We start from the raw sequence: 24,442 nt of genomic DNA on the forward strand, positions 1-24,442 counted from the left end.
CGACATCGGCGCCCGAACGAGGGGGCTGTGATGCGGTGGAAGAGGCGATCGCGGTACGGCACCCCGTGTCAGGGCGTCTCCGAGTCGGCGCAGGCGCGGATGAGGAGCAGGGCGATGTCGTCGTGGCGCGGTGCGGACTTCGTGGCGTGGGCGATGAGAGTGTCGGCCAGCGCGTCCATGGTCTGGTCCCGCGCCAGTGCGAGCTGCCGGGCGAGGTGGGCGATGGAGTCGTCGATGTCCGTGCCGGGGGTTTCGACGAGTCCGTCGGTGTACAGGGCGAGCACTGTTCCGGGCGGCAGCGGTATCTCGGCCGTCGGGTAGTCGGCGTCGGGTTCGATGCCGAGCAGGAGCCCGGGGGGCAGACGAAGGACCTCGGTCCGTCCGTCGGGGTGGCGCAGGAGCGGCGGTGGATGACCGGCGGTGGCCAGGCGGGCCCGGTGGCGCGCCAGGTCGAGGTGGACGTAGAGGCAGCTGGTGAACAGGCCCGGGTCGAGGTCGGTGAGGAGGCGGTTGGTGCGGGCGAGTACCTCGCCGGGGAACGCTCCGGCTGTTCCATGGGCGTGGACGGCGGTACGGACCTGCCCCATGAGCGCGGCGGCCGTGACGTTGTGCCCCTGGACGTCGCCGATCGCCGCGGCGGCGGTGCTCTCGTCGCAGCGGATCAGGTCGTAGAAGTCTCCGCCGACGTCCATGCCGTGGCCGGCGGGGAGGTAGCGGGCGGCCACCTCCAGCCCGCTGACACGGGGCAGCGTCTGGGGCAGCAGGCCGGCTTGCAGGGTGTGCGCGAGCTGGTGCTTGGTGTCGTAGAGGCGAGCACGGTCCAGAGCCTGGGCGAGCAGTCCGGCCAGTGAGCTCAGAATCGCGCGTTCCGCCGGGGGGAAGGGACGGGTCCGGTCGTACGCGAGGACGAGCGAGCCGACGCCACGGCCCGAGGCGATCAGGGGCAGGAACGCCCAGGCGGCCTTGTCGTCCTGGTGGACCGCCGGAGGGTACGCGCGCTTGAGGTCCGCGAAGGTCGAGTAGAAGCTGGGTACGCCGGTGTTCAGGACGCGTACGGCCGGCGTATCGGTGGTCAGCGGCTCGGCGTCGAAGCGCCGCATCAGCTCCGCGGGGTAACCGCGGTAGCCGATGATCCGCAGCCGGCCGTCTTCCGGCGTCATCAGGGCCAGCGCCTGGGCACCGAACGCGGGCACGATCTGGTCGGCGACCAGGTCGACCACGTCCTGTACGCCGACGGCTTCGGTGAGCGTGGCGGCCAGGTGGGTCAGGTGGTAGAGCGCCGTCGCCCCGACCGGCTCGGCGGAGCGTGCGGGCTGCTCCCACGGTGCCGTGGTCGGGGCGTGCCCGGAGGGGATGGGCGTGATGTGGACGCTGATGCCGGAGGCGTCGGGATAGAGCTCGAAGAAGAGCCAGTCGTCCGGTGGGCGCAATGCCGTGAAGGACGTGGGCCTGCGGCTGACGACCGCCTCCCGGTAGCGGTCTTCGAAGACCGGGTCCTGGAGCCAGAGCAGCACCTCCCAAGGCCGGGCGCCCGTCAGCGTGACGGCCCCGGCGCCGACCAGATCGGCCGCGGTGGCGGTGATGAACGTGATCCGGCCGTCCAGATCGAGCGCGCAGCAGCCCAGGGGAAGCCGCTCGGCGAAGTCGACCGCGGCGAGAGCCTCGGCCCGCTCGGGGCTGCGGGAGCGCGGAGGCGCCAGCACCCGCGGCTCCGGTGCGGGCAGCACCGGGTGCCCGCTGTCGGCCCCCTGGCGCAGGAGGAGGCCCGTACGGCGGCAGAAGGCGGCGATGGCCTCCCGCTCCAGCGAGCTCAGCTGCGGCGAGTGCCGAATGGGCCACAGCAGTACGACGCCGCCCCACACGGTGGTGCCGCTGGTGATCGGGGTGGCGGCCAGCATGAAGTCGTAGGGCAGTACGAGCCCGAGCTGAGGGTAGCGGCGCGCCACCTCTTCCTGGCTGCCCAGCCACACCTGGTGCCGTTCACGGACCGCCTCCGCCACCGGGATCGGGGCCTCCACCGCGATCCGCGCCCACGGGGCGGCGATCCGCCGGGAAACCCCGGACACCACGGCGAGCTGGAGCACCCGTTCTCCCGGCGGCAAGAGGTACACCAGGGCGACCGAAGCCCCGGCGTCCCGCACGAGAGCGGCCACGCTGCTGTCGAGCTGGTCCGGGCCGGTGCCCTGGCCGGGCCCACCAGGCTGCTGCATGCCCTCACCCGCCTGCTGCGGCGGAGGGGGAGGCGCGCTGCACTGGCGATACGGAGACCTCCGCCTGCGGCAGCGGATTACCGTACCGGCCACATCGAGCGTCACCCATATACGGACAATACCCCCGCCGGGTTGGCGCGGCACCACCGTCGCCAGGGCGCTCGCGGCGCTTTCCCCTCGGCGTTTGTACCCCTCGGTCGGGCGTCGGGGTGAGGCCGGGTGCGGGTCGGGTCGCCGGTCAGGTGGCCGGGAGGTGCATGGCCGCCCAGACGGTCTTGCCCTGCGGCGCTGTCGTCTCCCAGGACCAGCTGTCGCTCAACGAGCCGATCAGGAGCAGCCCTCTGCCGCCGACGTCCGAGGCGTCGGCGAGGGGCTGACGAGGGGGAGCCGGACTGGGATCCGAGACCGCGCACATCAGTCGCGAGGGGTACCGGAAGAGGCCCAGCCACAGGGGATACGGGCCGACGTGGGGCCGCAGCGGCTCCACGGCGTGCCGGACGGCATTGGTGACGAGTTCGCTGACGACGAGTTTCGTGTCCGCGACCAGGTCCGGCAGGGCCCACTGGTCGAGGGTGCGGCCCACGAAGCGGCGCGCCTGGCCGGCGTTGTCGGGGCGGCCGTCGAGACCGCAGGCGGCGAAGCCGTCGGGCAGCACCATGGCGTCGGGGTCGCAGCCGGCCGGCGGGGGAGGTGGTGAGGCGTGGCGGGCGGTCGGCAGTCGACCCGGGCCCATCGGCCCGACGTGCGGGTTTGCCAAGTGCGCCATGTGATTCACCACGGATCACGTCCCTTTGCAGGCTTCGGGGGCTCGATGCTGCGTCGGCCGCTGGGGCACGAGTATCGTCGACCCCGCCCACGGAGTGCAATTGCATCCGCGATTGCACTGTCCGAATCCATGGGCTTGAATTACTGATCCAAGAGGGGGCGGTGGGCATGGAGTTGTGCAACGGCATCGGTGCGAGCGCACTGGCGTCCGCAACGTGGATCAAGAGCGGTCGCAGCAACGCCACAGGAAACTGCGTTGAGCTGGCGGCACTGCCCGACGGCCAGGTGGCCGTCCGTAACAGCCGCGACCCCCAGGGGCCCGCCCTGATCTATACGCGCGACGAGATCGCGGCGTTCGTGGCCGGAGCCAAGGACGGCGACTTCGACTTCCTTATCGGCTGAAAGGCGTCGCCTGGCCGCAAGTGCCTCTGGCTTGTGTGCGGGACGGGTCGATATGGTCGGGGCTCTTCATCGTCCGCAGGAGCGCGAGATGGCCGCAGCCGAACCAAGCCCGTCCCTCTTCGTCCGCCCGCTGGGGGCGGTTGAGCGCAACCCGACCGCTCTGAAGGTCATCCTGGGCGGAAAGTTCCGCGAACTGCGGGTGGCCGCGGGCCTCGACCCCGCACACGTCGACTCCAAGCTCGGCTTCTCGCGCTCGAAGACCAGTCGCATCGAGCTGGGACGCCACGGCTGCAAGCCCGCCGACGCCGCCGCGCTGCTCGACCTGTACGGCGTGGACGACGACGTACAGGTGGCGGAGTTCCTGCGTCTGCTGGAGCAGTCCCGCCGACCGGACTGGTGGCGGTCGTACAGCGACGTCCTGTCGGACTTCTTCGCCCCGCTGGTCGCGCTGGAAGGCGCGGCGTCGACGATCAGGACCTACGAACCCTTCTATGTGCCGGGCCTGTTGCAGACCCCCGCCTACATCGGGGCGGTGGTGCGGTCCGGCCCCGGCCCCCTGCTCGCGCACGACATCCAGCGCCGGGTGGAACTGCGGCAGGAAAGGCAGCGGCAGCTCGAACAGGGCGACGGACCGCGGCTGTGGGCGGTGATCGACGAGTCGGTGCTGATGCGTACGGTCGGCGGGCCGCAGGTGATGCGGGCCCAGCTGGAGCACCTGGTCGCCATGATGGGGCGCGCCCGCGTGACCCTCCAGATCGCCCCGCTCGACCTGACGGCATCGGTCGGCGTCGGAACGGGCCTCACCTATCTGCGGTTCGCGCCGGGTGATCTGAAGGACGCGGTGTACATCGAGCACCTCACGGACAGTACGTTCACGCAGAAGCCGCGGATCGTCGAGCAGTACCGCGACATGCTCGACCGCCTCGGCGCGTGCGCGCTGACTCCCAGGGAGTCGCTGGAGGCCATCCAGAAGCGGCTCGCCGGCATGTGACGTCCGACGGCCGGGGTCGGCCGTCGGACGATGGACTCCGGGGAGGCCGCCATCCGCCCCGTCGTCGGGCAGCAACGCCCGGTGAGCCTAGGGGAGTCGGCCGATGCCACCCCATTCAAGCCACTCGTCGGACGGCTGTACGGGCGCCAGCTCGTTGTCCGGGCGCCAGGTGGAGACCTCCCCCAGGCCGGGTTCCAGGATCTCCAGGCCGGCGAAGTACTCGGCGACCTCGTGCTCCTCGCGCACCCTGCCCCACTGGCCGCCGGTCGCCTCCGCCATGAAGTCGGTGACGAAGGTACGGATCTGCGGCCGGTCGCTCACGAGCTGGCAGATGACCAGGAAGCTGCCCGGCGCCAGCCGCGCCGCCACGCGCCGGATGAGCCCCGCCGGGTCGTCCGCGTCGGGGATGCAGTGAAGTACCGATACGAAGAGGGCCGCGACGGGTCGGCTGAAATCAATCAGCCGGGTCGTCTCCGGATGGCTGAAGATTCCGTCCGTGTCCCGCATGTCGGCCTGAATGACGGCTGTGCGGTCGTTCTCCTCCAACAGCGCCCGGCCGTGCGCCAGTACGATCGGATCGTTGTCGACATAGACCACGCGCGAGTCGGGATCGACGGCCTGGGCGACCTGGTGGACGTTGTCCTGTGTGGGCAGGCCGGAACCGTGGTCGACGAACTGCCGGATGCCGTACTCGGCCGCCAGCAGGCGCACCGCGCGGCGCAGGAAGCGCCGGTTGTTGACGGCCAGCACCTTGGTGCTGGGCACCTGCTCGAGCAATTGCTCGCATGCTTCGCGGTCCGACTGGTAGTTGTCCTCACCCCCCAGGAAGTAGTCGTACATGCGTGCCACGCTCGGCACCTTCGTGTCGATGGCGTCTGGCCGCCACGACTCCTGTCGCATCCAGGCCTCACCCGTACCAAGAGGAAATCGGCTTCGTAGGCGGACATGCTAGGACCGCGCGGGCGCCGGGAAAGCCGATGTCCACAGTGACCGAAATGCTGGGCAGATTTTCAGCCGATCTGGCGCGGTAGCGCCGGTGTGGGTCCCTGTGCGCGACCGGCTCCGCGAGTTCGTCGGCCCGGGCGAAAAAACTTTCCGTGGTGGGCAACCTTTCGGTTCGCTGCGGCCACTTGGAGGCGGAGGCACCGTTTCTGCGGGCTTCCTACGCATCACGTGCACCATTGCCCCACGTAAGGACTCATCCGTGACATCCCCCACTCACCGCCGGTCGACCCGTCTGCGGCGTACCGTCCTGCTCTCGGCCGCCGCCGTGACCGCCGCAGGTCTCGGCGCCGTCCCGTTCGTCATGAACGCGAGCGCGGCCGCCGACCTCGCCCACCAGGTCCTCCCGGCCAAGGACGGCTGGGCGGCCGAAGGCTCCGGTACCACCGGCGGCTCGAAGGCCGACTCCGCGCATGTCCACACCGTCAGCGACCGGGCCGGGCTGATGAAGGCACTTGGTACGGGCACCGACTCGACGCCGAAGATCATTCGGATCTCGGGCACGATCGACGCCAATACGAACGACGCCGGGAAGAAGTTGACCTGTGCGGACTACGCCGCCGGCACGGGTTACTCGCTGAGCGCCTACCTCAAGGCGTACGACCCCGCGTCCTGGGGCAAGAGGATGCCGTCCGGCACGCAGGAGCGGGCCCGCGACGCCGCAAAGGCCAAGCAGCAGAAGAACATCCAGTTCCGGGTACCGTCGAACACCACCCTCGTGGGTGTGCCGGGCACCAAGGCCGGGATCGTGGGCGGCACTCTGCTGGTCCAGGACGTGAACAACGTCATCATCCGTAACCTCACTCTGAGCGCCACCGAGGACTGCTTCCCGCAGTGGGACCCCACGGACGGTTCCACCGGGAACTGGAACTCCGCGTACGACTCCGTGGGCCTGCGCGGCGCGACCCATGTGTGGGCCGACCACAACACCTTCAGCGACGCCCCGGGATTCGACAGGGGCAACAAGACGTACTTCGGCCGCCCCTACCAGGTCCACGACGGGGCGCTCGACATCACCAAGGGCTCGGATCTGGTGACCGTCGAGCGCAACCAGTTCACCAACCACGACAAGACGATGCTGATCGGCGGCAGTGACACCGACAGCGTCGGCAAGCTGCGGGTATCGATCCACCACAACGTGTGGAAAGGCATAACGCAGCGCGTGCCGCTCGCCCGGATCGGCCAGATCCACGTCTACAACAACTACTTCGACACGACGCCGCTCAACGGCTACGAGCCCAAGTACACCATCGACTCCCGCGCGAAGGCCCAGGTCGTGGCCGAGCACAACCACTGGAAGCTCTCGGCCGGCCACAAGGTCGCGAAGCTGCTGAGCGGCGACGGAACGGGCTCGGTCGCGGGTGGCGGGAACTACGTCAACGGCGCGGTGACCGATCTGGTGGCCGCGTACAACACGGCGAACTCGTCGAAGAAGATGAAGACGACCGTCAACTGGAAGCCCGTCAACACCGCTGGGCTCACCGCCTCGGCGGCCGGTCTGCCGACGGAACTGGCCAACAGCACCGGTGCGGGAGTGCTCACGGCCTCCGGGACCACGGCCAAGTAGCCGCAGGCCGCGAAGGCCGGGACGCGTGTGAGCACGCGCACGAGCCCCGGCACGCGGGCGCCGTTGTGGTCCGCTGTCCGGCCCGTACGCCCTTCAGCCCTCGCGGGGGAGTGGCGTACGGGCCGGACCGCCCCCTGATGCCCTGTGCCTGCCCGGCGACGGCGGATGTCGTGCCTTCAGTCGGCAGGGCGGAGCAAGGCCAGCAGCAGGCGGACGAGTTCCTCGACGACCTCGTCGAGAGTGGCGTCCACCCAGCCGGCGGCCCAGTCGTGCAGAAGGCCGTTGACGCTGCCGATGAAGGCGGCCGCAGCGATGCGGTAATCCCGGTCGGCGGCCTCACCTCTCAGGGCGGCGGCCGCCGCTTCGGCGCACATGAGATCGATCCATCGCGCACGACGGGCCAGCCGCTGCTCGTCCATGCGAGGACTGACACCGACGATCTCGGTGAAGGTCATGCGAATCCGGCGCGGGTCCACGGCGATGCTCGCCGCGTAGGCACGGAACACGAAGCCGTAGCGATCGGCGAGCGGCCGGCCCTCTGTCCGGCCGAGGGCCTCCAGCACGGCCGCCTCGGCCCAGTCGTTGACCTGTAGGTGCAGGGCGGCAAGCACGTCTTCGAGGGTGCGGAACTCCTCGTAGAACTGCCGGGTCGACAGCCCGGCCGCTTCGCAGAGGGCAGCGACGGTCGTCGCCCGGTAGCCCGGCGCGGCCCCGAAGAGCTGTAGCGCCGCATCGAGAAACCTCTGCCGGCGCTCGGCGTGCCGCTCGGTCGCCGACTTGCCCGCGTACCGACCGGTTGACTGCCTGCGCCGCTCCTTCACCGGTCCCCCTCACTCGTGCCCCGGTCATCTTCTCCTGTCCGAGGGGTTGAGGAACCGAGGGCCTGTCGTTACTTTCGAGTAGTCAAAGTGAAGTGAGTCATTTTCACATTGCGCGGTCAGGGCGCCTCGTACGGACGACACCTCGAAGCGGCACCGGGCGCCGACTTCCTGCTCCACTCGCAGAGTCGCCACACGGAGGAATGCCATGCTCGGATCCAGCAGCCGTCAAGCGGACACCACGGCGTCACCGTCATCTGCGCCCCGGCCGGCCAGGGTGGCTTCGCACGCACTCCGCAGCCGGCGCCGCCTGCCTCTCGCCGCCGCGCTGGCAGTCCTTGCCGCCGGCACCGCGCCGGGCGCATCGGCTCTTGAGCCGGGACCGGCCCCGGAGGCCGCGGCCCTCCAGGAAGTGATGTTCGTCGGCAACAACTGGGACGGCACGGCCGATGTGATCAGGTCCAGTGGCACCTTCGCGAAGCTGGGGCGGATCAACGTGATCCCCGACAAGCAGAAGCGCCTGGCGGAGATCTACATCAATCCCGTAAAGCTCGTCTACTTCCTGGGCATCAGGAACGGGCCGGGCGAGGGCCATGACCAGTTCGTCGACGACATGTACTCCACACCGGACGGAACGGCCATGGTCGTCTCGCGCCCGAGTTTCGCCGACGTCGTCTCCATCGATCTGACGACCGGGAAAATAAAGTGGCGCTTCCCCGTCTCCGGCTACCGCTCCGACCACATGGCCGTGTCGCCCGACGGCACCCGCGTGGCCGTCTCCGCCTCCACCTCCAACACGGTCCACGTCCTCGACATCACCACGGGCAAAGAAGCCGGCTCGTTCAAGACCGGCGACAAGCCCCACGAGAACGTCTTCACCGACGGAGGCAAGTACATCTGGAACATGGCCATCGGCGACGTCAACACCGACACCGACGCCCCCTGGCTCGACTGGACGAAGGGCGACCGCAAGATCACCGTCGTCGACGCGGCCACCTTCAAGCCGGTCAAGGTCATCGACATGCGGGACCGGCTCGACGCCTTCGGCCGCAAGGACCTCAACGACGCCGTGCGCCCAGTGGCGTTCACGCCTGACGAGTCCAAGCTCTACTTCCAGGTCTCCTTCTTCAACGGTTTCGTCGAGTACGACGTCGCCGACGACAGGATCACCCGGGTCAAGACCCTCCCCAAGAACCCCGGCACCAGCGAGGACCGCACCACCTGGGTCAACGACTCCCGTCACCACGGCATGTCACTGAGTCCGGGGGGCGACAAGCTGTGCGTCGCCGGAACCATGGACGACTACGCCACCGTCGTCGACCGCGCGACCCTTCAGGAAGGCCCGCTGATCACCGCTTCCAAGCCCTACTGGGCGACAGTGAGCGGGGACGGCAAGGCATGCGTCATCTCGGAAAGCGGCAGCGATCAGGTCACCGCCATCGACTTCACCACCGGAAGGAAGACGGTCTCGGTCCCCGTCGGAGACCACCCCCAGCGCGTCCGCATCGCCCACGTACCGGCCGACTGGACCAGCCCGGCCGCGCTCGGATGACCCGCACCGTGGTCCACCCGGCTGCCGGCACGGCCTGCCCGGCGCCGCGCCCGGGGCGTTGCCACCGGCCGGCTCGCACGCTGCTCGGTTGACGAAGCCCTGCCCTCAGCGAAGCGACCGGAGCGACCGGGCGTGCACGACGACGGGTGCGCGCGCCGGCGCGGTCCGCTGCCGCCCGCGTCCGGAATTCGCGATGTGCCCACGGATGCCTGGAGACTTAGGGGGCACTCGTAGTCCGTGCTCGCACGGGCCGGTCGGCGGCCCGATGTCCGGCCCCCGGGCCGACGCGAGGCAGTCACGAGCCCGCGCGTCCGTCCGACACGGACGCAGGTGGGGCGAGCGGACTACGGCAGTCGACGGCAGAGGGCAGGGAAACACAGATGAACGTCCGCCCGTGGGCGAACCGACCGGATTTCCGGCTCACGACCCAGGTGGTCGCCGGCCGTTACCGGCTCGAGGACCTGCTCGGGCGCGGGGGCGCGGCTGACGTGTACGAGGCCCTGGACCTGCGACTGCGGCGCCCGGTGGCGGTGAAGGTCTTCCGGCCGGAGAGCGATGCCCAGACGGAGGAGCGATTCGACGACGAGGGCCGGCTGCTGGCCCAGTTGCAGCATCCCGGGCTGGTGACCGTGTACGACTCCGGGCGGGACGACGGACGGCCCTACCTGGTGATGCAGCTCGTCAAGGGGACGACACTGCGCCGGCGGATCGCCGCGGCCCCCCTGACGCCCGCCGAGGTCTCCGGGACGGGGTCCGCACTGGCCTCGGCGCTGGGACACGTACACGCGGCCGGTGTCGTGCACCGCGACGTCAAGCCCTCGAACATCCTCCTGGGTGAGAGGGGCACACCGCACCTCACGGACTTCGGCATCTCCCGGCTGCTGGACAACACCACCCGCACTGTCACCGGCCCACTCCTGGGCACCCCCGCGTATCTCGCACCGGAGCAGGTACTGGGCAGGGGAGCGGGCCCGGCCGCGGACATCTACAGCCTCGGCCTGGTGCTCCTCGAGTCGCTGAAGGGCGAACTCGAGTACGGGGGAGCCCCGTTGGAAGCAGCGATCGCGCGGCTTCACCGGCCTCCGGTGATTCCGTCGGACCTGCCGGGGGATCTCGTCGAGCTGTTGGAGGCCATGACGGCTCAGGACGCGAACAGCCGCCCGGACGCCCGCGCCTGCTTCCGAGCGCTGGCCGGCATGCGGCCGGACGGCCACTCCACCCTCTCCTTGCGCCGGGGCGCCCCGCCGGGAGACGGCGTGGACAGCCGATACGCGGGGGGCGAGACGCTGCGGTCGGAGGTGATCGGCGCCCGGACGAGTGGTGCCCCTCCGGCGGTCGCGGTGGCGCCAGGTGAGGGGACCGGGTCCGCGAAGCCCGCTTCCGTGTCACTCGCGTCACCCGCTTCCCCCCGCGTCAGCCGCGCCCTATTGGCGGCGGGTGCGGCCCTGGCCGTGCTCGGAGTGACACTGACCGGCTCGATCGGCGGCCTGCCCGCCGAGGGTGACAACGCGGCCTCACCACCTCGCCGGGCCACCACGGAACCCACTGTGTCCAGGGCGGATCGTCCGGGTCCGTCCTCCTCGCCCGCGGTTCCGGACACCGCCACCCGTCGGGTGACGATTTCACCCACTCCCGTCAAGGCGCAGGTGACGGCCGGCAAGTCGAGTGCGCCGGCCACCGGATCTGCGGCTACCGGATCCGCGGCCACCGGCCCTGCGGCCCCCGCTCCCGCCACCTCGCGGGGCAGGGACAGCCGTCCGAAGGGACCGGTCGTACGAGGTCCGGAGCGTGACAAGGCGGAGTCACGGCCGGTGAAGGCCAAGCCGGCGAAGAAGAAGCACAAGAACTGACACGAGACCGACACGACGCCCCCCTGGCCGAGGGGGGCGGTGTCAGGCGGCTGCGGCGGCTGCGTCGAGGGCTGTCGAGATGGCGGTGTCCTTGCGGGCGTGTATGACGGGTCGGGTGCCGTCGGTACAGGCGTTGGCCTCGAGCAGGCGGCGTGCGGGCGCGCTGTGCGTGGCGATGGACATCAGGATCCCGAGGTGGCCGCACATACGGTGGGCACGGAGCACGGCACTGACCGCCGCGGTGCCGGCCGCGCGGTCATCCAGGACGATGACGACGGGCGCGGGCCGGTGGGCGTGCACGAGGTCGCTGATCGTCTCCGACACCCGTGCCCGTCCGCCGATGCCGGGGTCCTGGTCCACCGTGATGACCAGTACACCGTGCTCGATCGTGTGGGACACCATCGCAACCTCCGATTCCTTCGCCCAGGGGCGGGCTTGGCCATAGTGAACGTGCCCCGTGCGGGTCCTGCCATGCGCCACGCCTTCGCTGCGTGAACCACCTGTCGGCACGGTCGCCCAGACCGATGTCGCCCAAGCGCATGTCGCGCGCTTCCTGCCCGACCGGCGGGCTGGAGTCCGCGGTCGGCCCATGGCGTGATCCTGGCCCGGATTCCGGGTGACTACCTCGGCCAATGGTGGGTACTCAACCAAAATTTGCCCGTACTGATTGACAGGGGCGGGCTGGGGCAGGCGGTCACCCATGAACGACGACCAGGGTCCCGGCGGTCCGCACGCGCAGTGCTCTGAAGGCGACCGGACCGGGGATCAGCCAGTGGACCCTGTGCCCGCCGGCGTCGCCGCGTCACCCAGGCACACCGCCCAAGACGTCGCGGAGGAGACTGCGTCTGCTCCGGACGACGCGGTACTCGAAAGCCGTTGCCCGTGGGCGGGAACGTCGTACGACGGGTCTCCCGAAGCGATCGGGGACGCCCGGCGGTTCGTCGTCGGCTTCCTGGCCCAGCTGCAAGAGGAGCGAAGGGCCGAGATCTCCGCACAGGTGACGGGCGTGGCACAGCTGATCGTCAGTGAGCTGGTGACCAACGCCTGCAAGTACGCCCCCGGGCCGTGCGTGGTCAATGTCGAGCTGGCCGGGCCGGTTCTGGAGATCACGGTGTGGGACAGCCATTCGGCCTTGCCGGTGACCTGTGCGGCGGAGCCGGACAGGATCGGTGGGCACGGCCTGGAGATCGTCGGCGCGCTGTGCGAAAGCTTCGAGGCAGAGCGCCGGCCCATCGGAAAACAGGTCAAGGCCCGGGTGTCCGTAAGGCCCACGGCCGACTAGGACGGGCCGGACAGCTCAGCCTTGTTGGCAGCCCCGGAGCGGCCGAGGAAGCCGTACCGACGGCGCGCCGAACCGACGGCGCCCGGAGCAACTCCGTGCCGCGCCGTCGGTTGCCGCGTCTGTCGTACGTCTCGTGGGCCTCAGAACGGCATACGGCCGCGGGTGCGCCGTCCGGCGGAGCCGCTACGGCTCACGGCGCGGGAACCGCTGCGGAAGGGCTTGCTGAACATCCGGCCCAGCACGCCGGGCGCCTTGCCGCCGGCGCGTGAGCCGGCTCCCAGCGTGCGCTGGGTACCGCGCTCGGGGTGCCGGGACAGCCGGGGCAGGAAGAATGCCAGGACGGCCAGGACTATGCAGACGGCAATGATGCCGACGATCATCATGTGGGGCTCCTTGCGGGTCGAGGCGTGTCTGCCGCCTGCCCCGCGAGGAGTGACCGCATGCGCAGGGCGCCTGTCCGCCTTCGGGCGGTCCGGGAGAACCCGGCGGCCGGAGACCGCCGCTCTCGGCCGGCCGGCCCAAGCGTCGAACCTCGTGCGAAGGTTGTCCGGAACCGTTGTACGTACGTCGAGCTGCACGGCAGCCCCCTGCCCGCGCCCGCGCTGTGGCTGCTGCTGCGGCAGGCGGCCGCCGGGCTGGCGTCGGTGCACGCGCTGGACATGGTGCACCGGGACGTCAAGCCGTCCAACGTCATGCTGACCCTCGACGGTCTCACCCTGATCGACTTCGGCGTCGCCCGGGCCGCGGAGCAGAGCCGGCTGACCAGGACCGGCATGGTCGTCGGCACGCCCGCCTACATGGCACCCGAACAGGCCGCCGGCGCAAAGCGGGCGCCGCCACCGATGTGTTCGCGCTGGGCTCCGTACTCGCGTACGCGGCGTGCGGCCGGCCGCCCTTCGGTGACGAGTCGGGGTACGGAGTGCTGTACCGCATCGTCCACGAAGAGCCCGACCTGGAGCCGTTGCGCGAGCTGGAGCCGGAGCTCGCCGACGTCGTCGCGGCGTGCCTCGACAAGGACCCCGAGGGCCGTCCGACCGCCGCCGAACTCCTCGAACGTGCCGCGCGGCACGGCCCGTTCACCGCCCCGCTGTGGCCGGCGGCCATCAGCGAGCGCCTGTCCGAACGCGCCGCGTTCGCCGCGGACGTGCGTCTGGCAGCCCTTCGGGCACGGCGCCGGCGGCGAAGTCACCGGCAGGGCGGAAGGCCGGGGAGGAAGGCGAGGCCAAGGGCAGGGCGGGACTGGCGGGTCACGGGGCGCTGTTGAGGAGGGCGCGGGGGCCGGTGCCGAGGACGACAGGCCAGGAAGCGAAGAATCCGGCAGCTCGGGTGCGTCCGGCGGCTCCGCCGGCTCTGACGGGTCAGGCAACTCCGGCAACTCCGGCACCTCGGACGACTCCGGCGGCTCCGGCACCTCTGAAGGTTCTGGCAGCCCGGGCGGTTCCGACGCCTCGGGCGGGGGACGTCCACGGCCCCCACACCCCCGGCTTCCGGCACCGGCCGCTCGGCCGGTGCATCACGCAGGTCTACGTCGCATCGGATCACGGCGACTGCGCGGACTCGACCGCCCGGTGGACGTTGCGGAGCGGACCGGACGGCACGTTCAGGCTCGTCAACCAGCAGACGAGCCAGTGCCTGTATTCCAACGGGCTGGGCCAGGCCGTCTTCGTGGGCGACTGCGCCCAGGACGCCGGCCGGCTGTGGCGTACGGGTTCGGGTGGCAGCCTTCGCAGTGACTACGGCGGCGGCTGCCTCGACCTGGGCATGAGCAGCGGCCTGGTGACGAGGACGTGCGCGGGTGCGGCATCGCAGCGCTGGACGAGGCAGGCATAGCCCTGGGGGACGTCCTTGCCGAACACGATCCCGTCGCTTCCTGCCAGGTGGGCCGCGTCCGGTGGGGAGTATCCGAAGCAGGGCGACACGCGGGCGGCGGGCCGTGCGTCGGCGAGGGCAGACGATCCTCCCGTCGACGGTGACCCGGCCGCCCGACGCGTTCCGCACGACGAGGACGGCCTGGGCGCCGCAGTTGGGGTCAGTTCCTGAGGGCTGCCGCGATCGCGTCCGCGAGCGGTGTAGTCGGCCGGCCTATGAGGCGTGCCAGGTCTCCGGTGGTCCCGGCCAGCAGCCCACGCTCCACCGCCGCGTCCACGTCGACGAGCATCGCGGCCAGGGGCTCCGGAAGGCCCGCACCGGTGAGCATCGTGAAACGCTGTTCGGCCGGGACGTTCGTGTACGTGATGCTCTTTCCGGACTGCCTGGTGAGTTCGGCGGCGTACTCGGCGAACGACCACGCCATGTCGCCGCTCAGCTCGTACGTCTTCCCCTCGTGGCCCTCGCCGGTCAGCACGGCGACCGCGGCCGCTGCGTAGTCGGCGCGCGAGGCGGATGCGACGCGCCCCTCGCCGGCGGAGGCGACGACCGACCCGTGCTCCAGGACGGGGGCCAGACTCTCCGTGTAGTTCTCGTGGTACCAGCCGTTGCGCAGGAGCACGGACGGCAGTCCGGAGCCGAGGATCGCCCGCTCTGTCACCTTGTGCTCGGCAGCCAGATCGAAGTCGGCGTCGGGACCACCCAGGACGCTGGTGTACGCCAGCACTGCCACGCCCGCGTTCGTCGCGGCATCGATCACGGCCTGGTGCTGCGTCACGCGCTGCCCGATCTCACTGCCCGAGATCAGCAAAACGCGGTCGCCCGCCGCGAAGGCCGCCCCCAATGTCCCGGGAGCGCTGTAGTCGGCTACGCGCAGCTCCACCCCACGCGCTGCGATGTCCGCGGCCTTCTCCGCGTCCCGTACGACGGCGGCGATCCGCTCGGCCGGGATCCGGGCCGAAAGCAGCCCGTCGATGACGAGGCGGCCAAGGTTTCCGGTGGCTCCGGTAACGACGATGCTCATGTGCGGATCTCCTCCAGGGGGCGTGCGTATGCACTAACCCTAGAGAAGGCGCTAACCAATCGAAAGTACCCACTTTGAAGTAAGGTACTGACATGAAGGTAAGCAGCAAGCCCGGTGGCGCCGCCGACCCGGTGTGCCCGCATCGGCTCGTCCTGGAGCACGTCACCAGTCGCTGGGGCGTCCTCGTTCTGATCGCACTGGAGGAGCGCTCGTACCGATTCAGCGAACTGCGGCGTTCCATCGGCCGGGTCAGCGAGAAGATGCTGGCCCAGACCCTTCAGACACTGGAACGCGACGGCCTGGTGCACCGGAACGCAAGGCCGGTGATCCCGCCGTGGGTGGACTACTCACTCACCGACCTCGGCAGGGAGGCAGCGGTCCAGGTGCGGACGCTGGCTGACTGGACCGAGCAGCGCATGGAGGCGGTCGTCGCGGCCCGCACGGCGTACGACGCCGCCCGGGAGGCACGGCAGACGCAGACCTAGAGGTGGCCGGCGGGAGCGCGGAAGGTACCGAGCGGGAGGACACCGCTCGCCACTTTCCGCCCGCGCCCCTCTACCCGGCCCACCGTTCACGAAGGGGTCTGGAGGACGGACAGCACATTGCCGGCGGGGTCCGCGAACCATGCGATCAGCGGGCCTCCACCGCGGAAGATGCCCTTGTCGTCCGTGGGCAGGTGGTCATAGCGCAGGAACGTCACACCCCGGCGGGCGAGCTCGTCGGTGGCGGCCTCGATGTCGTCGACGGGGAAGTTGAGCACGGTGTACGTCGCTGGTTCGTGGTCGGGCTTGGGGTAGATGAGGATGTCCCGGTCACCCGCGATGTGCAGGGTGAGCATGCCGTCCTCCTCCGAGACCTTGATGCCGAGCGTCTCGCCGTAGAACGCCTTGGCCGCCTCTGTGTCGTCCACCGAGAATCCGCTGAACGCCTTCGTCGTACCGAACATGATCGCCTCCTGTGCCGTCGTCACGCGTACGGGCCGTGCGGGGCCGGGAGCCGCCGGGCGGAGGAGCCCCGAGGCGGCCGTCACACCAAGGACTGGACTGAAGCAGCGAATTCATCGCCCCTCACGCAAGGGCCGCCGGCAGCCCGTACCGGAAGTCTCGAAGTACCGCCGGGCGACGTGCCATGCGCGCCCGTGGGCACGCCCGCACCCTCGCTCCAGCGGCCGGGCCGACCCCGCTCCACCCATTGTCGCTCGGTACGGCCGCAGGGGGCGAGCGCAGCGAGCCGGGCGACCGCTGTCGTGGCCGTCCCGGTGACGTACGCGACGGCGGAGTGCCGCACGGGCGAGATTTCGGCGGACTGCGCAGTGAGACGTACGCAGTGCTGTCACAACTGATCAGAAGCCGGGGCGGATTGTGTGTCAGGACGCTGTCCGAACCTGCGTTGTCAGTGGCCACTGTCATGATGCTGGAGGGGCTAGGGGAGGGGTGGGTGTGGGACGACAGGATCTCGCGGACGCGCTGGACGACGAGCTGATGCGGCGGCTGCTGCCGCCTGCCGCCGTTGACACGGTGGGCGGGTGGCTGGCGGGCCCCGGCGCCCGGTACGCGACGGGCGTGGGCGGCCATCGCGTGACGTATGTGCCCGCGCACTGGTCGGGCGTCGAGCCGTGGCCCGATCAGCTCTCGAACCGGTCGTACGCAAGGACCGCGACGGTCAGTCGCGCCCAGGTGGTCACCGTCGTGCGAGAGGCGGTGGACCGCGGGGAATGGCCCCAGGCTCTCGCCGCCTCGTACGTCTGGGGGCAGGGCAGAACCGGTTACGGCCCGCACCGCCTCAAGGAAATCCTGGCCGAGCCGAACGTCGCCGAGGCGCTGGCCAGAGCCGGCGCGGCCCTCCAGGCGGAGGGCGCGGTCGCGGCGTATCGCGTTCTGTACGGAGCCGTGAGAGGGCTGGGGCCGGCGTTCTTCACCAAGTTCCTCTACTTCCTGGACCTGGCGATGGACACTCCCGCCGCCCCACGCGCGCTGATCCTGGACCAGAGGGTCGCCCGCGTCGTACGCGGCCACGCCACGCGGGTCGGGCTGGACACCGGCATGCCGTCCGCGCCGGATGTGGCGGCCTGGATCTGGTCGGACGGCGGCTGGACGCCACATCGCTACGGTGTGTACGTGCGCTGGGCCGAGGCCGCCGCAGCCCAGCTCGCCTCCTCCGGTATCGGGTGGCCCGAGGCAAGCCCGGATCTCCTCGAACTGGCCCTGTTCGACGGCGTCTGGGATCCAACAGCATGACCGATGACCGATGACCGATGACCGATGACTGCGGGCTGCTGACTGCGGCCGGCTTCCGCTCCGGTTGCAACTACGGGGCGGAGTGGGCGCGGTGGACGCGTGCGAGGACGAGGACCGTGTCGTCGTCGGGCGGTCCGGGCAGCAGGCCGGCCAACATGCGGTCCGCCGCTGCCTCCAGGTCGCCGCATTCGCCGGAGAGCTCGGCACGCGCGGCGTCCAGCCCCTCTTCGATGTCCCGGCCACGGGCCTCGATGAGGCCGTCGGTGTACAGGGCGAGAACAGCGCCTTCGGGAAGGTGCGCCTCGGTCGTCGCGAAGGGCTGGCCGCCCACCCCGAGGGGGACACCCAGGACATCGCTGATCGTCTCGACCGCGCCGTCCGGGTGCCGCACCAGGGGCGGGGGATGCCCGGCGCTGGCGATACGGGCGCGTCCGGTGGCGGGGTCGTACGAGATGTAGAGGCAGGTCGCGAGCTCGATGCCGGCCTCTTGGGCACAGGCGTCCAGCTCGGCGAGCAGGTCGCCCGGTTCCTGGTTGTGCCGGGCGAGGGCCTTGGCCGTGATGCGCAACCGCCCCATGGCGGCGGCGGCCGGCACACCGTGCCCCATGACGTCACCGACGACCAGCGCGACCCGGCCGCCGGGCAGGCTGATCACGTCGTACCAGTCGCCGCCGACCTCGGTGATGTGGCTGCCCGGCACATAGCGGTGGGCGACCTCCACAGAGGGGCTGGTCGCCAGGGCACTGGGCAGCAGGGCACGCTGAAGGGTGAGTGCGATGTCCTGCACCCTGCTGTAGAGGCGCGCGTTGTCCAGGCAGAGCGCGGCGCGTGAGGAGAGTTCGGCGGCCAGGGCGTGGTCCTGTTCGGTGTAGGCGGGACGGGCGGCGGACCGGCCGAACATGGCGAGGCCCTGGACCGTGCCCCGGGCGATGAGCGGGGCGATGAGAATGCAGGTCAGGCCGCTGTCCCGGAGCAGCTGAGCACGGTCCCGGTGTACGACGGTCCGGGTCACGAACTCGTCGTCCACCGGTACGGCGACGATGCTGCCCGTTCCCAGCATCCGGTGGATCGCGGAACCGGGCGGATAGGTTACTTGCTCCAGTCCGCTCACGAGTTCGGTGGCGGGCGGCGGCAGGGTGGTGCCGGAGGCGATCCGGCGGGTGATCAGCGGACGCTCCGGGTCGAACACCTCGGGCTCGTCCATCCACTGCACGACTTCCACGACGGAGGCGTCGGCGAAGTCCGGTACCGCGGCATCGACGAGTTCCCGTGCGGTGACGTTCACGTCAAGGGTGGTGCCGATGGTGGCCGCGGCATGGTTCAGCAGAGCCAGTCGCCGGCGGCCGGCGGTCGCCTCCATGATCGCCTGCTCGCGGTCGGTCACGTCCACCAGCAGCCCGCCCAGCCCCGGCCGGCTGCCGGCCGCTCCGCTGAGGGGAAAGAAACTCACCGATCGCACCTGGTCGCGGTCCGGGCGGCCGGGCGTACGGACACCCACCAGCGCACCCACCACCGGCCGGCCCTCCTGGGCGACCTCCCGCAGCATGCGCCGGTACTCACCGTCGTCCGAGGTGATCATGATTTCGTCCATCCGCCGGCCGAGGTGCTCCGCTATGGACAGACCGTCCATGTCGGCGAGCGCCTGGTTGAGGTGGACGTACCTCAGGTCCTCGTCGAGCATGACCAGGCCGATCGGGCAGGTCTCGAAGAGCGAGTCGAGGAAGGCCAGATTGGTCTTCACCCGGTCGAGCTGGTCGCTCCGGCTGGCGAGCGCCATGACCACGGAGGCCCCTCCCACACCGGTCACCGGAAACACCCGGAAACCGCAGTCGAACACGGTGCCGTCCCGGTGCCGGGCCCGCATCCGGCCGCGCCAGTAGCCGAGCGTGCGTCCTCGCTCGGCCAGTGGCAGCGGTGCGCCGGGGGCGCGCGGCGGCGCATCCGCGAGGAGGATGTCGGCAGGTCCGGCCAGCGCCTCGGCAGGGGCGTGCCCGAAGAGGTCCTGCGCGCCGGGTCCCCAGTAACAGATCCGGTCGTGCTCGTCGATGCCGAGGACCGCGACGCGTACGTGCTCCAGAAGTGTCCCGGGCTCCGACCGGAGCGGACCGGGAACCCTCTCGTCCTCCGACCGGTCTGACGGCACCAGCGGCCCCTTCCACACCTGGCATGCCGACCCGAGTCCGCGCGGACGGCACGCCGGGTACGCGGCTCAGGCATCTGCCTCCATTGTGCGGACATCGGGCGGCTCCGCCCCTCCGGAGAGAACCGCCCGGTCCGTCAGGGTCGGGCGAGGCCCGCCAGTGCTGCGGCGAAGCTCAGGACGGCGGCGAAGACGGCGAGCGTCAGCAGCAGGAGCCGCAGGAGCTTCAACGTGTTTGTCAGCCTGCCCCTCTCGTTGACCGGGGTATCGGGATGGTGGGTGTGTCTGGGCCAGTTGTTCAGGGGCTCGTCGGGTTCTGTGTCCTTGTTGTGTGGGTTCACCGCCTGACAACGCGCGCACACCCGGCAGGGGGATGGTGGCACTGGGCGCTGTCACGAAATCGATACGTGAGGAAGACACTGCTGCCACCCGGGGGCTGCGGCGGCGGCGCTCGATCGCTGAGATTCGGTTGTTAGGCGGCGCGCTGAGGGGGCACCCGGTCGAGGTGAGTGGAACGGCCAGAACAAGGCCTCCAGGGGCCGGTCGCATCGGCGGCCGGCCCCTGGGCCGTGCCGGGGGCCGGCCGCACGCGGCCGGGAGCCGCTCAGGGGGCGATGGGCAGCCGGCGCTTGTGGTCGGTGAGGCGGTAGCGGCTGACGATGGTTTCGAAGACCCGCTCGTCCACCGGCTTGCCCTCGAGGAAGTCGTCGATGTCGTTGTACGTGACCCCGAGCGCGTCCTCGTCGGTCTTGCCCGGGTCGAGGGTCTCCAGGTCGGCCGTCGGGACCTTCCACACCAGCTCGCCCGGCGCGCCCAGGGCGTCCGCGACGGCGCGCACCCGGCGCTTGGTCAGGCCGGTCAGCGGGACCAGGTCGGCCGCGCCGTCGCCGAACTTCGTGAAGAAACCTGAGACCGCCTCGGCGGCGTGGTCGGTGCCGACGACCAGGCCGTTGTGCGCCCCGGCCACCGCGTACTGGGCGATCATGCGCTGCCTGGCCTTGATGTTGCCGTGCACGAAGTCCTGGTGGTGGGCGTCGCGGAAGCTCACGCCGCCGGCCAGGGAGGCTTCGAGCGCGGCGTCGCTCGCCGGCTTGATGTCCACGGTCAGTACGTGATCGGCCCGGATGAAGGAGAGCGCGAGCTGGGCGTCGTGCTCGTCGGCCTGGACTCCGTAGGGCAGCCGCATCGCGTAGAACCGTGCCTCGTGCCCGGCGGCGCGGGCCCGCTCGACGGCGAGCTGGCACAGTCGGCCGGTGGTGGTGGAGTCGACGCCGCCGCTGATGCCGAGAACGAGGGAGCGCAGACCGGTGGACGTCAGCCGCTCGGCGAGGAAGGCCACTCGGCGTTCGATCTCCCGCTCGGCCTCGAAGGTCTCGGCGACCTGGAGTTCCCGGGCGATCTCCTGTTGCAGGGCGATGGACGCCGGCTCGCTCACGTCTGCTCCTTGTTCCGGTTCACGGTGTGCTGTCGCGGCCACCCTACCCAGGGGCTGTCCGGCGACCCGTGGCCGGACAGCCGGGACGGCCGGACCGTGGGTCCGCAGGGCGGGGGCACCCGGAACGCACTCGGCCGGAGGCCCTGACGGGGGATCGTCAGGGCCTCCGGCTCCATGGGTGTCACCAGCGCGTCAGGGGCACTTCACCCGGGGGTTGTACGGCGCGAAGAGACCGCTGGGGTTGTCCTTCCACAGCCAGGCGTGCAGGGAGTAGTGCACGGGCAGGCCGGGAATGTCGGTGAACGGGCCGTCGAACTTCTGGCCGAACAGCTTGGGGCGGTCCTTGGTGGTCTTCGGGTTCTGGTCGGAGTCGGGCACGATGTACTCGACCGCCGCCAGCTGGCGCTTGCCGGACTTGTCCGGCGCGTAGACCAGGGCGGCGGGGCGCCCGGGGTGCACGGACCCGATGTTGGCCGGGTCGACGTAGTGGTAACCCATGCCGCCCTGTGTGGGGTGGCTGACGCACTCGTTCGTGCTCTTGAAGCCGGCGGCTGCCGCGAGCTTGGGGGCGTGGAAGGCGCCGCTGGCCGCTGCGGCGATGTCGAGCTGGCGGTGGGGGTCGTCGCCGCTGCCCGGTGCGGCGGCGAGAGTCAGCGAGGCCAGGGCGGCGAGGGAGATGCCGACGGCGACCGATCGTGCGCGCATTCAGGTGCTCCTGTTCGATGCTGGGATTTCACCCCGAGCCTGTACGCGGGTACGCGGCGGCGCATTCGTAGCGCATCCGTTAGGGCACCTGCCAAGGTGTGTCCCCGCCGCTGCACGGTCACGGGGCGCGGCGGAGGTCTGGTCAGCGACCGACCGACCGACCGGCCGACAGGCGCGTGTCTCTCACCTTTGTAATCTCTTGTGGTCTTCCATCATGTTGAAGTGCGCGAGAGCCAAAAGAAGTGCGTCCTTGGATCCGTCCTTTCGGCTTCTGGCGGCGTCGAGAGTCCGCAATGCCTCTCTGCCCAGCTTCGCTCCGCGCAGAGCTTTGAGCACCGGTGGTAAGAGCCAGCTTCCTCTGTGCTGGCCGATCAGCTCCAGCAGGCGGTCGGCATTCCGCTGCAATCGACGTGCACGCATTTCGGTGACGGTCGCCGGAACGGACCTGGCTGAAATCCTCCGCGCCATAGCCAGAAGAAGTCTGTTTCTCGCCTCTCCCTTTAATTCTGAGAACAGGTCCAGAATTTCTCGGTGCCCCCGACGGCACGCCCCGTCGTAGATCGGCCCGCAGTCTTTGGCTTGACCGGCTTTTTCGAAGCGTGCCAATACGTCGATGAAGTCGTTGCGGACATGGCCCACTTCGTCGAGAAACATGAGTGCTTCGGCCTTGAGCCCGGCAGCCCGGAGTGACCCGGCTATGGCCGGCAGCGTCTGTGCGGGGCTGTGGGCCGACATGACCGACAGCGCGGAGACGACATCCGGGTGCTGCCCGGCGGCGCGGCAGCGGCTGATGAGTTCGATCATCTCTCGGGTCGACCGCCGCCTGCACACGGTCCTGAGCGCGAGCCTGCGGTCCGCGGGCGCCCCGGCCTCCCGGAACTGCTGCAGCAAGGTCACCAAGCCCGGCACGTCCAACTTCCTGGACGCGTCGGCCACCAGTGTGCCGGCCTCTCGGTCGAGCCCCTCGAGACGCAGCATCAGGATCTTTGTCGCCACCTGTCCTCCGGTGGTGACGAGGCTGGAAAGCGCGGGCTGCGGCGGCTCGATCGACTGCAACCCGGCAAAGGCCCGCTTCGTGAGCTCTTCGCTCTCTTGATTGACCCGCCTCGCGGTCGAGAGCGCCCTGTCGATGTCTTCGATGTACGACGGACCCTGCTCCACGACCTGGCGGCCTTGGACCGGAACGGACAGAAGGCCGCGCGTCGAGGCCGTCTCGTCCTGCTGAATACCCAGAGTGTTCAGCTCGTACTGGAGGGCATTTACTTCCTCCTGTGCCTGGGTGATTCCCTTCAGGGCGGCGCGTTGCTCCTCCTCGGCGGCCTCCTTCTCTGCGATGGCCCGATCGCGCCTTGTGGCTGCCTGGTCCAGCAAGTACTGCAAGGACCCCTTCTCGCTGTCCGACAGCTGGGAGCGTTCCGCGTCTCTCTTGAACACGAACATGGAAGTGGTCAGGCTGTGAATTATCTGGAGAAGTAACAGCACGAGCTGGTAGCTGTTCGCCTCAGCTTTCTGGCTGTCTATTAAGGAGTTCTGCGCGACGATCAGCTGTTTTTGCAGAGTGAACGTGTAGCGGCTCAGTTCCAGCTCGTTCTGCCGCGCATCCAGGAGCAGATTCTGTGCGTCGATGAGCTCGTGCTGAACTTTCAGCGTTTCCTGCTGCTTCCGTGTGACGTGCGCGTGCGAGCGCGCCACCGCACGGGCTCCGTCAATATCGACCGGGGTCGGGTTCTGGCAGTGCCTCTTCCAGAGTTCCTCCGCCTCGAAGAGTGCCGCCGTCATACCCGTGTGGTCGTGAAAACAGACATCCGCGACGGTCTGGGTGAACTCCCAGTCGAGTTTCTTGCCTTTGAAGCGCTCCGACAGCGTTCCCAGCGACGGAACCGTTCCCGCGTGGAAGTGGAGTGGCGTCAGTTGCTGCCTGAACGAGTTGAGGGTGTTGCCCGTACTGGTCAGCCACGAGCGCAGGAGGAGCGCCAGCTCGTTGATCTCCTTGCTGCTGCCCTCCGGCGGGCCCCACTTGCGGCCCCGCGAGCCGCTGCCGTGCCGCCGGCTCACCGCCGCGCCACCGCCCCCGTCAGTGAACCGACGGCGCTTTGTTCAGCATTGTTTGCCGAACAAGTGGTGCGACTGGAACGGAGCGTGCGACCAGGGGCAACGTCGTAGACCTGCCGGCCACCCCTGTGTTCTCCTCCCAGCCCCACCGCCCGGGAGCCGGCGTCCCCGTGCGAGCCCGCGCCCGCCCGCGCGTCCCCCCTACACACTGGAGTCAGGGCATGACCATCTACGTCGCTCCGTTGCAAGGTCTCATCCTCCTGCTGGCGGCGGTGCTGAGCTACGCGCTGTACCGGCACAGCAAGGTCCAGCACACCCCGGGCATCCGGCCCAAGGGCGACATCGCGTCCGCTCTCGTGGCCGCCGTGGCCGTCGCCGCCCTGTTCTTGTCAGCGGTAGCCCAGAACCCTGCGGACAAGAACAGTGATAGCAGCCAAAACCCCTCGCCCGACAGGTCTTCCGCCACTTCGGACGAGACGGGAGGCTGATGGCAACAGGTCCTCGCCGTATGCACCGTTCAGGGGCAGGCCCTCACGGCCTGCCC

24 protein-coding genes and 1 pseudogene are annotated in these 24,442 nt (G+C 70.0%); 12 read left to right on the forward strand and 13 right to left on the reverse strand.

Translation table 11 applies throughout. From position 1 onward, the window contains the following. Positions 1 to 68: 68 nt before the first annotated feature. Together AS594_RS32465 and AS594_RS32470 are read right to left on the reverse strand one after the other, a co-directional pair. Entirely contained in the window at positions 69 to 2,210 is a 2,142-nt protein-coding gene (locus AS594_RS32465; RefSeq protein WP_069775126.1) for a SpoIIE family protein phosphatase, read from the reverse strand. Between the two features lie 238 nt (positions 2,211 to 2,448). Continuing rightward, positions 2,449 to 2,976: an ATP-binding protein gene (locus AS594_RS32470; protein ID WP_079144289.1), complete on the reverse strand. Its 528-nt coding sequence runs from the start codon at positions 2,974 to 2,976 to the stop codon at positions 2,449 to 2,451. A gap of 167 nt (positions 2,977 to 3,143) precedes the next feature. Between AS594_RS32470 and AS594_RS32475 the strand changes: the two genes are divergently transcribed. Both AS594_RS32475 and AS594_RS32480 read left to right on the forward strand, forming a co-directional pair. Then, positions 3,144 to 3,377 carry a DUF397 domain-containing protein gene (locus AS594_RS32475; RefSeq protein ID WP_069930111.1) on the forward strand — a complete coding sequence of 78 codons (234 nt, stop codon included), beginning with the start codon at positions 3,144 to 3,146 and terminating at the stop codon, positions 3,375 to 3,377. An 88-nt stretch (positions 3,378 to 3,465) separates the two neighbouring features. Further along, a complete protein-coding gene (locus tag AS594_RS32480; protein ID WP_069775121.1) occupies positions 3,466 to 4,368 on the forward strand; it encodes a helix-turn-helix domain-containing protein in 903 nt (300 codons plus the stop codon). Between the two features lie 87 nt (positions 4,369 to 4,455). Here AS594_RS32480 and AS594_RS32485 read toward each other — a convergent pair whose 3' ends face one another. Further along, positions 4,456 to 5,268 (reverse strand): SAM-dependent methyltransferase, encoded by an 813-nt coding sequence (locus AS594_RS32485; RefSeq protein ID WP_069935672.1) that lies wholly within the window; start codon positions 5,266 to 5,268, stop codon positions 4,456 to 4,458. Positions 5,269 to 5,572: 304 nt separating this feature from the next. Between AS594_RS32485 and AS594_RS32490 the strand changes: the two genes are divergently transcribed. Beyond that, positions 5,573 to 6,937, forward strand: coding sequence for a pectate lyase family protein (locus AS594_RS32490; RefSeq protein WP_069775118.1), 1,365 nt, complete (start codon positions 5,573 to 5,575; stop codon positions 6,935 to 6,937). A gap of 176 nt (positions 6,938 to 7,113) precedes the next feature. Here AS594_RS32490 and AS594_RS32495 read toward each other — a convergent pair whose 3' ends face one another. After that, positions 7,114 to 7,758: a TetR/AcrR family transcriptional regulator gene (locus AS594_RS32495; protein ID WP_069775117.1), complete on the reverse strand. Its 645-nt coding sequence runs from the start codon at positions 7,756 to 7,758 to the stop codon at positions 7,114 to 7,116. Between the two features lie 274 nt (positions 7,759 to 8,032). Here AS594_RS32495 and AS594_RS32500 point away from each other — a divergent pair, with 274 nt between their 5' ends. Further along, positions 8,033 to 9,307: a YncE family protein gene (locus tag AS594_RS32500; protein ID WP_240509133.1), complete on the forward strand. Its 1,275-nt coding sequence runs from the start codon at positions 8,033 to 8,035 to the stop codon at positions 9,305 to 9,307. Between the two features lie 380 nt (positions 9,308 to 9,687). Next, a complete protein-coding gene (locus tag AS594_RS32505) occupies positions 9,688 to 11,157 on the forward strand; it encodes a serine/threonine-protein kinase (RefSeq protein ID WP_069775177.1) in 1,470 nt (489 codons plus the stop codon). 42 nt (positions 11,158 to 11,199) lie between these two features. On the opposite strand, the gene AS594_RS32510 is transcribed toward AS594_RS32505, so the two are convergent. Then, positions 11,200 to 11,559 (reverse strand): hypothetical protein, encoded by a 360-nt coding sequence (locus tag AS594_RS32510; RefSeq protein WP_069775113.1) that lies wholly within the window; start codon positions 11,557 to 11,559, stop codon positions 11,200 to 11,202. Between the two features lie 370 nt (positions 11,560 to 11,929). Between AS594_RS32510 and AS594_RS43155 the strand changes: the two genes are divergently transcribed. Continuing rightward, positions 11,930 to 12,439: an ATP-binding protein gene (locus AS594_RS43155; RefSeq protein WP_240509134.1), complete on the forward strand. Its 510-nt coding sequence runs from the start codon at positions 11,930 to 11,932 to the stop codon at positions 12,437 to 12,439. A 140-nt stretch (positions 12,440 to 12,579) separates the two neighbouring features. On the opposite strand, the gene AS594_RS32520 is transcribed toward AS594_RS43155, so the two are convergent. Next, positions 12,580 to 12,822, reverse strand: coding sequence for a DUF6411 family protein (locus AS594_RS32520; RefSeq protein ID WP_069775112.1), 243 nt, complete (start codon positions 12,820 to 12,822; stop codon positions 12,580 to 12,582). A 57-nt stretch (positions 12,823 to 12,879) separates the two neighbouring features. On the opposite strand from AS594_RS32520, the pseudogene AS594_RS47330 reads away from it, so the two are divergent. The 3 genes and pseudogenes from AS594_RS47330 to AS594_RS44835 all read left to right on the forward strand — a co-directional run. Then, positions 12,880 to 13,194, forward strand: a pseudogene (locus tag AS594_RS47330) (protein kinase domain-containing protein); the annotation flags it as partial. Between the two features lie 89 nt (positions 13,195 to 13,283). Next, positions 13,284 to 13,703, forward strand: coding sequence for a protein kinase family protein (locus AS594_RS47335; protein WP_069775111.1), 420 nt, complete (start codon positions 13,284 to 13,286; stop codon positions 13,701 to 13,703). A 311-nt stretch (positions 13,704 to 14,014) separates the two neighbouring features. Next, positions 14,015 to 14,269, forward strand: coding sequence for a ricin-type beta-trefoil lectin domain protein (locus tag AS594_RS44835; RefSeq protein ID WP_069775109.1), 255 nt, complete (start codon positions 14,015 to 14,017; stop codon positions 14,267 to 14,269). 199 nt (positions 14,270 to 14,468) lie between these two features. On the opposite strand, the gene AS594_RS32535 is transcribed toward AS594_RS44835, so the two are convergent. Continuing rightward, positions 14,469 to 15,329 (reverse strand): SDR family oxidoreductase, encoded by an 861-nt coding sequence (locus AS594_RS32535; RefSeq protein ID WP_069775108.1) that lies wholly within the window; start codon positions 15,327 to 15,329, stop codon positions 14,469 to 14,471. Positions 15,330 to 15,421: 92 nt separating this feature from the next. On the opposite strand from AS594_RS32535, the gene AS594_RS32540 reads away from it, so the two are divergent. Next, complete coding sequence (locus AS594_RS32540) at positions 15,422 to 15,814, forward strand: winged helix-turn-helix transcriptional regulator (protein WP_069775107.1); 393 nt, start codon at positions 15,422 to 15,424, stop codon at positions 15,812 to 15,814. Between the two features lie 86 nt (positions 15,815 to 15,900). On the opposite strand, the gene AS594_RS32545 is transcribed toward AS594_RS32540, so the two are convergent. Beyond that, positions 15,901 to 16,275: a VOC family protein gene (locus tag AS594_RS32545; RefSeq protein WP_069930939.1), complete on the reverse strand. Its 375-nt coding sequence runs from the start codon at positions 16,273 to 16,275 to the stop codon at positions 15,901 to 15,903. Between the two features lie 493 nt (positions 16,276 to 16,768). Here AS594_RS32545 and AS594_RS32550 point away from each other — a divergent pair, with 493 nt between their 5' ends. Further along, positions 16,769 to 17,566, forward strand: a complete 798-nt coding sequence (locus tag AS594_RS32550) for an 8-oxoguanine DNA glycosylase OGG fold protein (RefSeq protein ID WP_069775106.1) — start codon at positions 16,769 to 16,771, stop codon at positions 17,564 to 17,566. A 70-nt stretch (positions 17,567 to 17,636) separates the two neighbouring features. Here AS594_RS32550 and AS594_RS32555 read toward each other — a convergent pair whose 3' ends face one another. The 5 genes from AS594_RS32555 to AS594_RS32575 form a co-directional block, all read right to left on the reverse strand. Continuing rightward, complete coding sequence (locus tag AS594_RS32555) at positions 17,637 to 19,709, reverse strand: SpoIIE family protein phosphatase (RefSeq protein ID WP_069935673.1); 2,073 nt, start codon at positions 19,707 to 19,709, stop codon at positions 17,637 to 17,639. A gap of 134 nt (positions 19,710 to 19,843) precedes the next feature. Beyond that, a complete protein-coding gene (locus tag AS594_RS32560; RefSeq protein ID WP_069775102.1) occupies positions 19,844 to 20,047 on the reverse strand; it encodes a hypothetical protein in 204 nt (67 codons plus the stop codon). Positions 20,048 to 20,310: 263 nt separating this feature from the next. Further along, entirely contained in the window at positions 20,311 to 21,141 is an 831-nt protein-coding gene (gene nadE, locus AS594_RS32565; protein WP_069775101.1) for an ammonia-dependent NAD(+) synthetase, read from the reverse strand. 192 nt (positions 21,142 to 21,333) lie between these two features. Beyond that, a complete protein-coding gene (locus AS594_RS32570; RefSeq protein ID WP_069775100.1) occupies positions 21,334 to 21,846 on the reverse strand; it encodes a hypothetical protein in 513 nt (170 codons plus the stop codon). A 183-nt stretch (positions 21,847 to 22,029) separates the two neighbouring features. After that, the gene (locus AS594_RS32575) at positions 22,030 to 23,901 is read right to left on the reverse strand and encodes a hypothetical protein (RefSeq protein ID WP_069935674.1); all 1,872 of its coding nucleotides are present in this window, start codon (positions 23,899 to 23,901) and stop codon (positions 22,030 to 22,032) included. A 218-nt stretch (positions 23,902 to 24,119) separates the two neighbouring features. Here AS594_RS32575 and AS594_RS32580 point away from each other — a divergent pair, with 218 nt between their 5' ends. Continuing rightward, positions 24,120 to 24,386, forward strand: coding sequence for a hypothetical protein (locus tag AS594_RS32580; RefSeq protein ID WP_069775097.1), 267 nt, complete (start codon positions 24,120 to 24,122; stop codon positions 24,384 to 24,386). Positions 24,387 to 24,442: the final 56 nt, after the last annotated feature.

This window comes from Streptomyces agglomeratus (genome assembly GCF_001746415.1).
GTDB classification, from domain to species: domain Bacteria; phylum Actinomycetota; class Actinomycetes; order Streptomycetales; family Streptomycetaceae; genus Streptomyces; species Streptomyces agglomeratus.